14 protein-coding genes, 1 pseudogene and 1 riboswitch are annotated in these 14024 nt (G+C 36.1%); of the genes and pseudogenes, 9 read left to right on the plus strand and 6 right to left on the minus strand.

Annotation, left to right across the window (positions count from 1 at the left end):
- A pseudogene (locus tag AC1DJR_RS04555) lies at positions 1 to 156 on the minus strand (transcriptional regulator YeiL); the annotation flags it as partial.
- Positions 157 to 263: 107 nt separating this feature from the next.
- On the opposite strand from AC1DJR_RS04555, the gene AC1DJR_RS04560 reads away from it, so the two are divergent.
- Entirely contained in the window at positions 264 to 959 is a 696-nt protein-coding gene (locus AC1DJR_RS04560; protein ID WP_429687405.1) for a YjjG family noncanonical pyrimidine nucleotidase, read from the plus strand.
- 186 nt (positions 960 to 1145) lie between these two features.
- Here AC1DJR_RS04560 and AC1DJR_RS04565 read toward each other — a convergent pair whose 3' ends face one another.
- On the minus strand, positions 1146 to 2375 hold the full coding sequence (locus tag AC1DJR_RS04565; RefSeq protein WP_477002111.1) for a chloride channel protein: 1230 nt from the start codon (positions 2373 to 2375) through the stop codon (positions 1146 to 1148).
- A gap of 319 nt (positions 2376 to 2694) precedes the next feature.
- Positions 2695 to 2799: riboswitch (SAM riboswitch) on the plus strand.
- A 92-nt stretch (positions 2800 to 2891) separates the two neighbouring features.
- Between AC1DJR_RS04565 and AC1DJR_RS04570 the strand changes: the two genes are divergently transcribed.
- From AC1DJR_RS04570 to AC1DJR_RS04580, 3 genes are all read left to right on the plus strand, one after another.
- Entirely contained in the window at positions 2892 to 4190 is a 1299-nt protein-coding gene (locus AC1DJR_RS04570) for a bifunctional O-acetylhomoserine aminocarboxypropyltransferase/cysteine synthase (RefSeq protein ID WP_002068601.1), read from the plus strand.
- Complete coding sequence (gene metA / locus AC1DJR_RS04575; RefSeq protein WP_429687403.1) at positions 4174 to 5079, plus strand: homoserine O-acetyltransferase MetA; 906 nt, start codon at positions 4174 to 4176, stop codon at positions 5077 to 5079. Before AC1DJR_RS04570 ends, metA begins: the two co-directional genes overlap by 17 nt.
- 138 nt (positions 5080 to 5217) lie before the next feature.
- The gene (locus tag AC1DJR_RS04580; RefSeq protein WP_429687402.1) at positions 5218 to 6513 is read left to right on the plus strand and encodes a homoserine dehydrogenase; all 1296 of its coding nucleotides are present in this window, start codon (positions 5218 to 5220) and stop codon (positions 6511 to 6513) included.
- 29 nt (positions 6514 to 6542) lie between these two features.
- Here AC1DJR_RS04580 and AC1DJR_RS04585 read toward each other — a convergent pair whose 3' ends face one another.
- On the minus strand, positions 6543 to 7169 hold the full coding sequence (locus AC1DJR_RS04585) for a YczE/YyaS/YitT family protein (RefSeq protein ID WP_429687401.1): 627 nt from the start codon (positions 7167 to 7169) through the stop codon (positions 6543 to 6545).
- A 98-nt stretch (positions 7170 to 7267) separates the two neighbouring features.
- On the opposite strand from AC1DJR_RS04585, the gene AC1DJR_RS04590 reads away from it, so the two are divergent.
- Genes AC1DJR_RS04590 through AC1DJR_RS04610 form a run of 5 tightly spaced genes read left to right on the plus strand, consistent with a single transcriptional unit; the run spans position 7268 to position 11733 of the window.
- Entirely contained in the window at positions 7268 to 8245 is a 978-nt protein-coding gene (locus AC1DJR_RS04590) for a LacI family DNA-binding transcriptional regulator (RefSeq protein WP_477002112.1), read from the plus strand.
- A gap of 10 nt (positions 8246 to 8255) precedes the next feature.
- Complete coding sequence (locus tag AC1DJR_RS04595) at positions 8256 to 9137, plus strand: SGNH/GDSL hydrolase family protein (protein WP_002191323.1); 882 nt, start codon at positions 8256 to 8258, stop codon at positions 9135 to 9137.
- Positions 9134 to 10051, plus strand: coding sequence for an ABC transporter ATP-binding protein (locus AC1DJR_RS04600; protein WP_241875832.1), 918 nt, complete (start codon positions 9134 to 9136; stop codon positions 10049 to 10051). The genes AC1DJR_RS04595 and AC1DJR_RS04600 overlap by 4 nt, the downstream gene beginning before the upstream one ends.
- Positions 10044 to 11036 carry an ABC transporter permease gene (locus tag AC1DJR_RS04605; protein ID WP_477002113.1) on the plus strand — a complete coding sequence of 331 codons (993 nt, stop codon included), beginning with the start codon at positions 10044 to 10046 and terminating at the stop codon, positions 11034 to 11036. Before AC1DJR_RS04600 ends, AC1DJR_RS04605 begins: the two co-directional genes overlap by 8 nt.
- A 19-nt stretch (positions 11037 to 11055) precedes the next feature.
- A complete protein-coding gene (locus AC1DJR_RS04610) occupies positions 11056 to 11733 on the plus strand; it encodes a uracil-DNA glycosylase (protein WP_003192622.1) in 678 nt (225 codons plus the stop codon).
- 38 nt (positions 11734 to 11771) lie between these two features.
- On the opposite strand, the gene AC1DJR_RS04615 is transcribed toward AC1DJR_RS04610, so the two are convergent.
- The 3 genes from AC1DJR_RS04615 to AC1DJR_RS04625 all read right to left on the minus strand — a co-directional run.
- The gene (locus AC1DJR_RS04615) at positions 11772 to 12065 is read right to left on the minus strand and encodes a DUF3817 domain-containing protein (RefSeq protein ID WP_000953390.1); all 294 of its coding nucleotides are present in this window, start codon (positions 12063 to 12065) and stop codon (positions 11772 to 11774) included.
- A gap of 209 nt (positions 12066 to 12274) precedes the next feature.
- Positions 12275 to 13096: a Cof-type HAD-IIB family hydrolase gene (locus AC1DJR_RS04620; RefSeq protein ID WP_241875829.1), complete on the minus strand. Its 822-nt coding sequence runs from the start codon at positions 13094 to 13096 to the stop codon at positions 12275 to 12277.
- Between the two features lie 356 nt (positions 13097 to 13452).
- Positions 13453 to 14024: purine/pyrimidine permease (locus tag AC1DJR_RS04625; RefSeq protein WP_477002114.1), on the minus strand; the 572-nt coding region annotated here is incomplete at its 5' end.

A 14024-nucleotide genomic window follows, 5' to 3' on the forward strand; every position in this document is an offset into this window, starting at 1 on the left:
GAGATAAGGGAGGTCGACTCCCTCCTTACATATCATCTCTTTCTTTTGAAAAGAATGTAGTTCTACATATGGTAAGACATGAAAGGAAAAAAGAGTATGGAATTGATGAATTTGCATGTGTTGATAAATTTCTTTCTCATTTTTACTGATTTTCATATTTTCACCCCTGTTTGTAGTATGAGATATCTCCTATTATTTTTACAAGGAAGAATGATACGATTTATGTAAATTTGTTTTTGTAGAAAAGAGAGTGTGAGGGGTTTATGAAAAAATATAAAACATTGCTATTTGATGTAGATGATACATTGTTAGATTTTCAGAAGGCGGAGAAAGTGGCGTTACGTATGCTCTTTGAAGAGAAAGGGATTCCTTTAACTAGCGAGGTTGAAGCGCAGTATAAAAAAATTAATAAAAGCCTTTGGGATGCTTTTGAAGAAGGTGAAATAAACCGTGATGAAGTCGTAAATACACGATTTTCGATTTTGTTTAAAGAGTACGGGGAAGAAGTAGATGGGATATTATTCGAAAATAATTATCGTAGCTACTTAGAAGAAGGAAACCAACTCATGCAAGGTGCATTTGAATTTATAAATCAAATTCAAAATGAGTATGATTTATATATAGTGACAAACGGTATTTCTAAGACGCAAGATAAACGTTTACGTAATGCAGGATTACATTCATTGTTTAAAGATATTTTTGTTTCTGAAGATACGGGATTCCAAAAGCCGATGGAAGAGTATTTTGATTATGTTTTTGAAAGGATTCCTAATTTCTCTTTTGAAGAAGGGCTCATTATTGGGGATTCGTTAAGTGCCGATATTAAAGGTGGATATGTAGCGGGAATTGATACTTGTTGGTTTAATTCAGAAAAGAAATCAAATAATAGCGAGATTGTGCCAACATATGAAGTGCATAGTTTTGAAGCGTTATACGCGCTATTAAAGCAGCATGTGTAATAAAGTGAAACTTTAATCAGTGTGGATTTTGGCCATCCCCCACTGATTATTAGCCTTCACCAATCGGGCAGTTATCTCCCACCCAACTCCCTCRCACTTGCCGGATTTTGAGGTGGGAGTCTTACTGCTCGCAAATAGCGGGATAAAAACAGGCAGTGGAACTTTTGTCCCTACTGCCTGTATGTATTAGTTTGTAGCTTCATTGTTTTTAGGAAGCGGAAATGCATTGCCAATTGCCGCAGCCCCGAGCATCGGTAATAATAAATTGAGCGGGAAAAACATGAGTAATAGTAATGTTATAGCTATTGGTTTTCTTAATGCATAGCTTGAAATAGCTGTCGTGACGATGGCTACAGAAGCTATTGGATCTATAGGGATAATAGAAGCTATAGCATATCCGATACTTGATCCAGCAAATATAATTGGGAAAATATGTCCGCCGCGCCAACCCGTATTTAAACAAACGGCAGTAATACATAATTTTAAAATTCCTGAAAGAAGTAGTACCCAGAAGGATAAATGGCTCCATTCAACGACTAAATCTTTTAATTGATGTTCCCCTGAAAATAACGTGTACGGRAGAAAAGTTCCTGTAAYYCCTAATAAAATACCGCCTATAATTCCAAGTGATACCTTGTATTCTTTGAAGGGGTGGATTAATTTCTCTAATGTAAATTCTAATTTGAAATAAAAGAAACCAACTATAGCACCAATGCTAGCAAGTGGAAGAAAAGCGATCCATTCATTAAGAGCAAGAGATCCTTCCCCAAAATCAACAATAAAGGATCCACGATTATCGAGTTTACTAAGCAATAAATAAACGGAAAAACCAGCAAAAGTGGTAGCTAAATATACGATTGCTTTTTTTCCTTTCGAAAATTCATTAATTTGCTTACCCTCATTTTCATTCGGAGCTAAATAACCGAATAATGGTGCATTAAAAATAACACTTAAAGTGGCACCAATTCCAACCTCTGTTAGTTCATTCATTCCCTTTAAAGCAAATTTAAAGCGATCTCCTACCCATGTACAAAGTCCACCGATAATTCCAACAAGTGCAGCTTCTGGTCCTAAACTAGCTCCAAATATTAAAACGATAATCGCAGTTAAAGTAGCTTTATGTACAAAACGGTATTCAATTCTACCTGTTTTTTTATATTCAGCCATCACTTCCGGCATAAGACGTGGATATGTACCGAAATATTTTTGTGTTAAACCAACGAGGATACCACCGATGATTGTTACACAAATGGTGTAATAAGGGGGAGAAGAGAAAAGAGTAGGTAAGTATCCCCAAATAAAGTGAATTCCGATATTTATTGTGACTAAAAATGACCAGACCGTGACTCCTACTATTGAGCCTAAAAGAATGCCATATAGGACGAGTATATGGTGCATGTCYTTTTTATTTGTCATGTTSTACCTCCGTTATGTAARTTTTCATGTAGAAAGGATTAAATATGCTAGTGTGAAATGAATTGAATATATATAGTATCTTTTTGAGAGGTTGGCTTATTCAATATATTGAGATCTCATAAAAATTTGAAACCAACGCGGTTAAATCACTTATTTAATTCTATATAGTGATCTGAGTTTTTAAAAGGTCTTTTTCAAATGAATATGGAATATATTTCTTTTGTTGTTTAAATTAAATTCCTTACATTTAATTTAGAACATTCAGAAAAACTATTTGACATTAGGAAATTATTGCTATAAAATCAACGGTAATTGCATAGTCTTATCAAGAAAAGGTGGAGGGACAGGCCCGATGAAACCTTGGCAACAGCCGTATAACGGAATTGTGCCAAATCCTGCAGGTAATAATCCTGAGAGATAAGAAAGAGCCTTAGAGCGTGTCTTCAAACTGCTCCTTTCTTGTTTTCAGGAAAGGAGCAGTTTTTTATTTTGCATTAAAAGAAGGGAGAATGAGAGATGGGAGAATCATGGGGGAAAGGAACGATTTGTGTGCAAGGTGGCTATACGCCAAAAAATGGTGAGCCGCGTGTTTTGCCACTTTATCAAAGTACAACGTATAAATACGATACGTCAGATGATTTAGCAGCACTATTTAATTTAGAGGCAGAAGGATATATATATACGCGTATTGGAAATCCTACTCTAGCTGCATTTGAGCAGAAGTTATCAGATTTAGAAGGCGGTGTAGGGGCTGTTGCAACAGCTTCTGGGCAGGCAGCCATTATGCTTGCGGTTTTAAATATTTGCAGTAGTGGAGACCATTTACTTTGTTCTTCAACTGTTTACGGAGGAACGTTTAATTTATTTGGAGTGAGTTTGCGAAAGCTGGGCATAGATGTTACGTTCTTTAATCCTAATTTAACGGCAGATGAAATTGCGGCACTTGCTAATGATAAGACAAAACTCGTTTATGCAGAGTCGTTAGGAAATCCAGCAATGAACGTTTTGAATTTCAAAGAACTTTCAGCAGCAGCAAAAGAATTAGAAGTACCTTTTATCGTTGATAATACATTAGCGACGCCTTATTTATGCCAGGCGTTTGAACATGGGGCAAATATCATTGTCCATTCTACAACGAAATATATTGATGGCCATGCAAGTTCTCTAGGCGGGATTGTAATAGATGGAGGGAACTTCGATTGGACAAATGGAAAATACCCTGAGCTTGTCGAACCTGACCCGAGTTATCATGGCGTAAGCTATGTTCAAAATTTTGGAGCAGCAGCGTATATTGTGAAAGCACGCGTTCAGTTATTGAGAGACTACGGAAACTGTATGAGCCCATTCAATGCATATATTAGCAACATTGGCCTGGAAACATTGCATTTACGAATGGAGCGTCATAGTGAAAATGCTCTCGAAGTTGCTAAGTGGCTTGCTAATCATGATCGCATTGAATGGGTAAATTATCCAGGGTTAGATAGTAATGAAAATTACTCGTTAGCACAAAAATATTTGAAAAAAGGTGCTAGTGGAGTTTTAACTTTCGGCATTAARGGCGGATTAGAAGCAGCRAAAGAATTTATCGCAAATGTAAARCTTGCAACKCTTGTAACGCATGTAGCTGATGCGAGAACTTGTGTAATACATCCTGCTAGTACGACGCACAGACAATTAAGCGCAGAAAATCAGCGTTTAGCTGGCGTTACATCTGATTTAATCCGTTTATCGGTCGGTATAGAAGATGTTTCTGATATTATTGCAGATTTAGAAGCGGCGCTAGTCGGAGGCAAACAACATGCCGATCATAATTGATAAAGATTTACCAGCTCGCAAAGTATTGCAGAAGGAAAATATTTTTGTAATGACGAAGGAGCGAGCAGTAACACAAGATATACGTGCTTTGAAAATTGCTATATTAAATTTAATGCCCATAAAGCAAGAAACAGAGGCGCAATTACTTCGTTTAATTGGAAATACGCCGTTGCAATTAGATGTGCATTTACTTCATATGGAATCGCATCTGTCTCGCAATGTAGCGCAGGACCATTTAACGAGCTTCTATAAAACATTTCGTGATATTGAGGATGAAAAATTTGATGGACTCATTATTACAGGAGCACCAGTTGAAACTCTTTCTTTTGAAGAGGTAGATTATTGGGAAGAGCTTGGACGTATTATGGAGTATTCAAAAACGAATGTAACATCTACGCTTCATATTTGCTGGGGGGCACAAGCAGGTTTGTATTATCACTATGGTGTGCCGAAGTATCCTCTTGCGGAAAAAATGTTTGGTGTATTTGAACATGAGGTTCGCGAGCAACATGTGAAATTGTTACAAGGGTTTGATGAAGTGTTTTTTGCTCCGCATTCTCGTCATACAGAAGTACGAGAGAGCGATATTGAAAAAGTGAAAGAATTAACGTTATTAGCCAATTCTGAAGAAGCAGGTGTTCATCTTGCTATTGGGCAAGAGGGAAGGCAAGTTTTCGCACTCGGACATAGTGAATACAGTTGTGATACGTTAAAGCAAGAATACGAACGGGACTGCCAAAGAGGGTTAAATATTGATGTGCCAAAAAATTATTTTAAACATAATAATCCAAATGAGAAACCGATTGTTAGGTGGAGGAGTCATGGGAATTTATTATTCTCTAATTGGCTGAATTATTACGTGTATCAAGAAACCCCTTATATATTGTAAATGATTGTATAACACGTGGTAGCGTTTTATTTGTAAAGATTAACCTTTATTTTTCTTAATATTCAAAATACATTGTTTTTCAGATTTTTTGTCTATATAATGGCATCTAAACACAATTTTTGAGGGGTGGACAGTATTATGAAAGACATTCAAGTGGGGTTATTAGGTCTTGGGACAGTTGGTAGTGGTGTAGTTCGTATTATTACAGATCATCAAGAACGACTTATACACCAAGTAGGTTGTCCAGTGAAAGTAACGAGAGTATTGGTGCAAAACATTGAGAAAGAGAGAGAAGTAGACGTGCCTTCTACTCTATTAACACAAGATGTGAATGAAATTTTAGATAATCCTAATATTGATGTTGTCATTGAAGTAATGGGCGGCATTGATGATGCAAAAGCATATATTTTACAAGCTTTAAAAAGCGGGAAGCACGTTGTGACTGCAAATAAAGATTTAATGGCGTTACACGGAGCGGAACTCTTAGCGGTAGCAAAAGATAATAAGGCTGATTTATTTTACGAAGCAAGTGTAGCTGGAGGGATTCCAATTTTACGAAGCATCGTAGAAGGACTTTCCTCAGATCTTATTACGAAAGTAATGGGAATTGTAAATGGAACGACAAATTTTATTTTGACGAAAATGTCAGACGAAGGGAGAGCATATAACGACGTGTTAAAAGAAGCTCAGCAGCTTGGATTTGCAGAAGCAGATCCAACATCAGACGTAGAAGGTTTGGATGCAGCAAGAAAAATGACGATTTTGGCTACTCTCGGTTTCTCTACAAATGTAGAGCTTGGAGATGTGAAGGTAAAAGGGATTACTTCTATTACAGCAGAAGATATTGAATATAGTAAGAGCTTAGGCTATACAATTAAATTAATTGGCCTTGCAAAGCGAGATGGCGAGAAATTAGAGGTTACAGTTGAGCCAACTTTACTTCCAAATGCACACCCTCTTGCGGCAGTGCAAAATGAATATAATGCTGTGTATGTGTATGGTGAAGCGGTAGGAGAAACGATGTTTTATGGCCCGGGAGCAGGAAGCTTACCGACAGCGACAGCTGTTGTTTCTGACCTAGTTGCTGTAATGCAAAATATTAGGTTAGGTGTAACAGGAAATAGTGCTGTAGTCCCGCAATATCAAAAGGTACTAAAAGAGCCAGATGAAATTATTGTGAAAAAATTTTTAAGACTTCATGTGAAAGACGAAATTGGTGTGTTTGCAAAAATTACATCATTGTTCTCTGAGCGCGGTGTTAGTTTTGAAAAGATTATTCAAATGCCACTTGAAGAGAAAGGGAAAGCAGAAATCGTAATCGTAACGCATCGTGCTTCTCTTGCGGATTATGAGTACATTCTACATACATTGCAATCGTATGAAGAAATAGATTGTGTGAAAGCAAATTATCGAATTGAAGGAGATGCTAAGTAGTATCTCTTCTAATAAAAAGAAAAAACCTATTAAGCGGCTTGCTTAATAGGTTTTTTTCTATTTAAAATCTGCGTACCAACTTGAATAAAAGCTTGAATAATCCAACCTGTTGTAAAAGATAAGATAATTGTTCCAAAATAGATTGGCCCATCTAATAAGAAGCTTAATGTTAAAAATAAAAAAGCTAATGAAATTTCTGTTCTTCTAAATGTCCATTTCTTTTTCTCAGCAACAGTTAAAACGAAAGCCTCTTGAGGTGCTGCGCAAAGGTTAGTAGAGACGTAAAGACCAATTCCGGCTCCGACGAATAGATTTCCGCAAATAAGTGTTATATATTTTGGAAGAGAGCGGATAGTATCCATAATAGTCGTAATAGAACCAACCCAATCAACAAAAAGAGAAATAAGAATCATTGTGACAATTGTGCCGATTGTAATTTGTTTTTTGTCCCAAAAGAGTACAATCAGGGTAAAAACAAAGTTAATCATGAAAATCCAAAAACCAATACTTATCCCAAAATTTTGATATAGTGCAATAAAGAAGGAATCATAAGGGCTAAGTCCAAAGGAAGTAATTGTCGTCATCATATTAATACCGATGGCGAGAATGAGTAAACCGCCAATGAAAAATATATATTCTAGTTTGAATCGAAGCATAGTTGTATATCCTTTCAAAATGTATTTGCTAAGAAAGGATATACTGTGGAAAGCTTACCAGGTCAAGCGAGAATTTTTGAGGGGAAGGGGAGAATGAGATGACTAATATAAGAAAGATTGCTGAACTTGCTGGGGTATCTGTTTCAACTGTTTCACGTGTACTCAATAATCATCCGTATGTGAATGAACAGAAACGAAAAGAGATTTTAGCGATTATTGAAGAATTAAATTATACGCAAAATGTGAATGCGATTCATTTAGTGAAAGGAAAAACGAATGTAATTGGCGTTTTATTGCCGCACGTAAATGATCAATATTACAGTGCCATTATTGGGGGGATATCAAAGGAAACCGCAAAGAACAATTATAATATGATGCTTTGCCAGACAAATTATAGCGAAGAAAAAGAGCTTGAAATTTTACATATGTTAAAAATGAAAAAGCTTGATGGAGTAATTATATGTTCACGGACAAATAGTAAGGAAAAACTTGAAGAGTATACGAAGTTTGGTCCAATTGTGATGTGTGAAGAAATAGATTCGAATTTCATTTCGAGTGTACATATTGATTACTACAAAGTATTTTTGCGCGGGATGAAAAGCTTAATAGATGCTGGTCATACACGTATCGGATATTGCATTGGAAGAAGTAATAGCATTAATAGCCAAAGGCGAAAAAAGGCGTATGAGGATTCACTTCAACAGATTGTTGTAACGCCGTTAGATGCCTGGAAGTTTAAAGGCTGTTTTACGGTGGAAGATGGGCGCAATGTAGTCAGGGAATGGGTTAGTATGTCTGTAAAACCGACGGCGTTTCTTGTATCTTGCAATCATATTGCTGCAGGAATGGTAACGGAGGCGAAAAAACAAGGAATTCGTATCCCRGAGGATATTACGATTATCGGATGTGATGATCAAGAGGTGGCARATATATTAGGYATTACGACGATTTCGCATTCTAGTAAAAATGTTGGTGTAAAGGCATTTGAATTATTATATGAAAAGATTAATGATGAGGAAATAGATGTGAAACATGTAGAGCTATTACCAAATTTGGTAGATAGGGAAACGACATAATAGAGAAGATGTGAAAATCGCTTTTCGAAAATTCGTTTGGTATAATTATGGACAATCTATAGGGGCTAAAAGGGGTTTTGATATGAGATCAAAATTAGTAAAAGTAATTCTACTCATTACAATTGCGTCTTTCTGTTTATTTGCATACGGTTTTGTTTCGGGTGTAAATGATGTATTAAATCCGAAAGCTTCAAAATTAATTACGAAGACTGACGTAGTGGAAAAAGAGAAAAAGAAAACAGGAACGTTACAAGTAGTTAGTTTAGGTGATTCGTTAACGCGCGGCGTTGGTGATAAAGAAGGAATTGGCTATATTGGACGAATGAAAGAGAATTTACAAAAAGATTATAAACAAAAAGTTGCACTAAGCAATTTGGCAGTTAGTGGTGCGAAAATGCCTGATTTATTAAAACAAATCGAAAGCAGCGGAGCTCAATATTCAATTAAGCAAGCAGATGTAATTGTTTTAACAATTGGAGGAAATGATTTATTCCCAGGATGGGAATCGCTCGGAAAGATAGATTTAGAGACGTATCGTCCTGATACGGAAACGTTTCAAAATGAAGCGAAGAAAATTATAGAAGAAATTCGTAAATTAAACACAGATAGTCCTATTTTTTGGCTAGGTTTATACAATCCTTTTGAGGATGTAGAAGATTTAAGAGGTTCATCAAATATTGTTGTTGATTGGAATGCTTCTTTAGAGAAGTTAGCATTAAATGATAAAAATGTATATATTACACCGACATTTGATTTATTCCAAAATCGTGGGAAAGATTTATTATACTCCGATCATTTTCATCCGAATGAAGTAGGCTACACATATATGGCAGAGCGATTAGTCCAAAACGTCGTAAGTAAATTAAAACTAGAGCAAGGAGGGATAAAATGACGACGATACTTTCTGTACGAGACTTAAAGAAGGTAATTGGAAAGAAGACGCTTGTAGAGGACATTTCATTTGATGTAAAACAAGGAGAAGTGTTTGGCTTTTTAGGACCGAACGGAGCCGGGAAAACGACAACAATTCGAATGTTAGTCGGACTGATTAAAGCGACAGAAGGTACTATTTCTATCGGTGGTTATTCTATTAAGGAAAATTTCAGAGAAGCGATGCGTCAAATTGGAAGTATCGTTGAAAACCCAGAGCTTTATACATATTTAACGGGATGGGAAAACTTAAAGCAATTTGCGCGCATGCTTGGTGATATATCAGATGAACGTATTATTGAAATTGCAAGAATGGTTCATTTAGATGAGCGTATTCACGATAAGGTAAAAACATATTCCCTTGGTATGAAGCAGCGCCTTGGAATTGCACAGGCGCTACTTGGAAACCCGAAATTGCTCATATTAGATGAACCGACGAATGGTTTAGATCCAGCTGGGATTAGAGAACTTAGGGAATTTATACATAAGCTTGTAAAAGAAGAAAATATGAGTGTATTTATTTCGAGTCACTTGCTAAGTGAAGTGCAACTGATATGCGACCGTGTTGCTATTATTCATAAAGGAAAAATGATAACAGTTGCACCTATAGAAGAATTGATCAAAACAGCGAGTGATCGTGTAGAATGGGTCGTTACACCAATTTCCAAAGCGAAAGACATGTTAGACGCTGCTGAAGAGGTAGAGGAAGTTAGTGTAGAAGATGAGCGTTTACTATGTCGTATGGATGTCGCGTCTATTAATGTTTGGAATAAGCACTTTGTRGAAAACGGGATAGATGTACATAGCGTCAAAGAGCTTGTATTTACGCTAGAAGATTTATTTATTGAACTCACAAGGGGTGAGCAACATGCGTGAATTTGCGAATCTAGTCTTAAATGAATCAGAAAAGATTTATCGTAAGAAACGAATTGTTGTTGTCATGCTTATTTTAGCAATCTTGATTCCACTTTTTGTGTATGCTCAGTATCGTGAAATAGAAACGACGCAAAAAAGGCTTGGTACGACCGATTGGAAAGTATCATTACAGCAACAAATTGTTGATTCACAAAACCGCTTGAACAATTCTAGATTGCCAGAAGAATGGCGGGATTGGTTAAAAGTAAGAGTGGAACAACAACAATATTATTTAGATCATAATATTAATCCGACTGCGCCAGGAGCACCGACATTTGTGAGGGCGTTTATTGAACAAGGAATAACGTTATTTATTCCATTGCTCGTTATGATTGTCGCCATTGATATTGTTTCAGGAGAACGAAGCGATGGTACGATGAAAATGCTTCTGACGAGGCCAATTCGGCGCTGGAAAATACTCCTTAGTAAATATGTGACGATGTTATTTTTCATTTCGCTCATATTGCTTCTTGTCGGTTTGTTTGCTTACGCATTATCAGGGCTTGTATTTGGATACTCTGGATGGAATTTACCTGTGTTAACAGGATTCGTCATTGATAAGGAAACGTTAAATACAAACTTTGTACACCTTATTCCGCAGTGGCAATACATTTTAATGGCGTACGGACTAGCTTGGTTTGTTGCTATCGTTGTTGGAACTATATCATTTATGGTCTCTGTTTTAATTCGTAATACACCAGCTGGTATGGGCGTTATGTTAGCTGCGTTAATTGCAGGCGGCATTTTAAGTTCATTCGCAACATCTTGGGAAGGTGYGAAATACATTTTTAGTGTGAACTTATCATTAACGGATTATTTATCAGGAAAATTACCTGCATTACAAGGTTTATCTATGGGATTTTCTTTAATGAATTTAACTGTTTGGGCAGTTGTTTCCCTTATTATTTCGTTTTTAGTATTTACAAGGCAGGATATGGTGAATTAATTGGACAGGAAGTGAAAGTATGGAAAACATTTTGCAAAATGATTGGGGACCATTACTGGGGCCAGAATTTGAGAAAGAATACTATCAAAATTTAGCTAACTTTTTAAAAGAAGAGTATGAGGAGCATGTGATTTATCCAAAGGTAGAAGATATTTTTAACGCTCTTCAGTATACAAGYTATGAAAATACAAAGGTYGTYATTTTAGGACARGAYCCATATCATGGGCCGAATCAAGCGCATGGTTTAAGCTTTTCTGTACAACCTGGTATTAAAACACCACCGTCATTGTTAAATATGTATAAAGAACTTCGAGATGAATATGGTTATGAAATTCCGAATAATGGTTATTTAGTAAAATGGGCGGAGCAAGGGGTTTTACTATTAAATACTGTGTTAACGGTTCGTCAAGGTGAGGCGAATTCTCATAAAGGAAAAGGATGGGAGCATTTCACAGATCGCGTAATTGAGCTATTAAATGAACGTGAAAAGCCAGTTATTTTCATATTATGGGGACGCCATGCTCAGGCGAAGAAAAAGTTAATTACGAATACGAATCATCGTATTATCGAGTCTGTACATCCAAGTCCATTATCAGCAAGACGAGGTTTCTTTGGAAGTAAGCCGTACTCTAAAGTAAATACGATTTTAGCTAATATGGGCGAAAGAGAAATTGATTGGGAAATTCCAAATTTATAAATAGAAAAGGTAGTTAACAGTTGTTAACTACCTTTTTATTATTGTTGTTCGTTCTTTAGTTTTGCATCTAGTACAAAAGTACCGAATGGGATAACTGATGAAACGAATGCCCCAAGTGCCCATAAAATTGATTTACGGTGTACGATTGTTACTTGAATTACTGCAAAGATGAATAGAATAAATAAAACGCCATGAGCCATGCCTGTAATTTTAACAGCTGTTGCAAATCCTGCGAAATATTTCAATGGCATTGCTACAAATAATAGTAATAGGAAAGAAATCCCCTCAATTAAGCCGATTGCTCTTAATCTTCCGATTGGTGTAGATAACATGAAGTAGCCTCCTTTAATGTATGCTTGTATATAGTAAATTTGTATTCTTTTTCAAAATGAAATAGTCTATTTTATTTAATTATATACAAAAAGAAAGTTTACACTACGAGAATAGTGCAAAGTTCAAAATATAGTCACAAAAGCGTTATAATTTAAATAAAAACCTATTTGAAGTATTTGACTTCAAATAGGTTTTATGAATGAAAATATTAAACAAGTACTTCCGTTTTTAAAACGAATTTCTCTACAACTTTTGCAACGCCATCGTTCATATTTGTATCTGTYACATAGTTTGAAATTTCTTTAATATCATCKGGTGCATTGCCCATCGCAACGCCAAGACCAGCAAATTCAATCATCGCTTGATCGTTATAGCTATCGCCCATTGCGATAACTTCTTCGCGCTTAATACCAAGTTTTTGGATTAATTGGTTTAAGCTCGTCCCTTTCGTAACACCATGTTCAGTAAATTCTAAGAAGAATGGTTTAGAGCGCATAACGCTTAATTGACCTTCTAGTTGTTTTTGTAGTTTCTTTTCTACTTCAACAAGGCGTTCAGCTTCTTTATTCATTAATACTTTTACAACAGGTTCTTTAACAGCAGTTTTAAAATCATCTACTTCAATAATCGGCATGCCAGTAATTTCGCCCTCAATTTTAGTATAAGGATTATTTTCTTCTGTTACGATATCATCGCCAATATAAGTATGAATCCATACATCTTCAGTTTTACTAATTTCAAATAGGTTGTGAACGATTTCAGGAGATAGCGTGCTACTGAAGATTTCTTCATTTGTTTTACAGTTAATAATTTTTGCGCCGTTAAAAGATAGAATGAAGCTACCGTATTCCTCTAAACGAAGTTCTTTTGCAACATTGCGCATACCAAACGTTGGGCGCCCAGAAGCAAGTACAACTTTAACTCCTTGCTCTTGTGCTGTCATTAAAGCCTCTTTCGTACGAGGTGAAATTGTATGGTCGTCGCGTAATAAAGTATCATCTAAATCTAAAACAATCATTTTATAAGTCATATAGAAAATTCCTTTCTTTGTTAAAATAGAAATAAATTTTTATGAAGATAGTGGGGAATATATAGTAAGACATCGAACTTCTTTGCATGAAACTAGGAGAAGTTCTGCATTGTTAGTATAAATTATCATGAGCGTGTTGCCCATGATAATTTATCCCGCTATTTGCGGGCAGTAAAACTCCCAACTCAACATTTAGCTTGAGCAACGAAGTTAGATGGGAGATCCACTGCCCGTAAATGCCCTATTGGTGTGGGCTAATAATCATTGGGGAGGAACACCCCCCAATGATTAAAGTTTCACTTTATTATTATCGTAACAACTCTAAAGATAGAGTGCAATAATGGAAGTTTTCCAATTTACGATGGTTGTTTTTCGTGCGAACGAGAAAATAATATTTCCAGCAAGATAGCCATTACAGATCCAAGAACAAGACCGTTACTTAAAAATGAAGCTAAAAATGGTGGTAGCGTAGAAAACGCTCCTGCTGGAACGAACATAACGCCGACYCCTGTAAAGATTGAAAGRCCTGCTACTTTAAATAATTGTTCTTTATTTTGTACAGTGTCATATTCGCGGAAAGCTAGACCAATCATGCTTGCAAATACAGGATAAATYGCAGCATACCCAACTGCAACGGGGATGGCTGCAAAGAATGAAGTAATCTTTGGGAATATACTAACAAGAATGATAAAGCTTGACCCTAACATAAATGGAAGGCGCTTATAAATATTTGTCGTTGCAATAAATCCTGCGGATCCAGAAATGGCAACAGGACCAATGGCTGAAAATAGACCGCCTAGCAATTGATTTATTCCTGTTATAATGCCAGCTTGTTTGAAGCGATCTGGAGCGGCATCTTCTTCATACTTAGAAACAACCTTTTGTACAACGCGAATACTTGCTAACATATTTGTTAGAAGTAGTAGTG

The sequence above is a fragment of the Bacillus sp. 05T31 genome, assembly GCF_056396725.1.

Excerpts from the sequence above, each read along its gene's own strand:
- metA (WP_429687403.1), top strand. The coding sequence starts at position 4,174 with ATGCCGATCATAATTGATAAAGATTTACCAGCTCGCAAAGTATTGCAG.
- AC1DJR_RS04615 (WP_000953390.1), bottom strand. The coding sequence starts at position 12,065 with ATGTTATCTACACCAATCGGAAGATTAAGAGCAATCGGCTTAATTGAG.
- AC1DJR_RS04560 (WP_429687405.1), top strand. The coding sequence starts at position 264 with ATGAAAAAATATAAAACATTGCTATTTGATGTAGATGATACATTGTTA.
- AC1DJR_RS04580 (WP_429687402.1), top strand. The coding sequence starts at position 5,218 with ATGAAAGACATTCAAGTGGGGTTATTAGGTCTTGGGACAGTTGGTAGT.
- AC1DJR_RS04585 (WP_429687401.1), bottom strand. The coding sequence starts at position 7,169 with ATGCTTCGATTCAAACTAGAATATATATTTTTCATTGGCGGTTTACTC.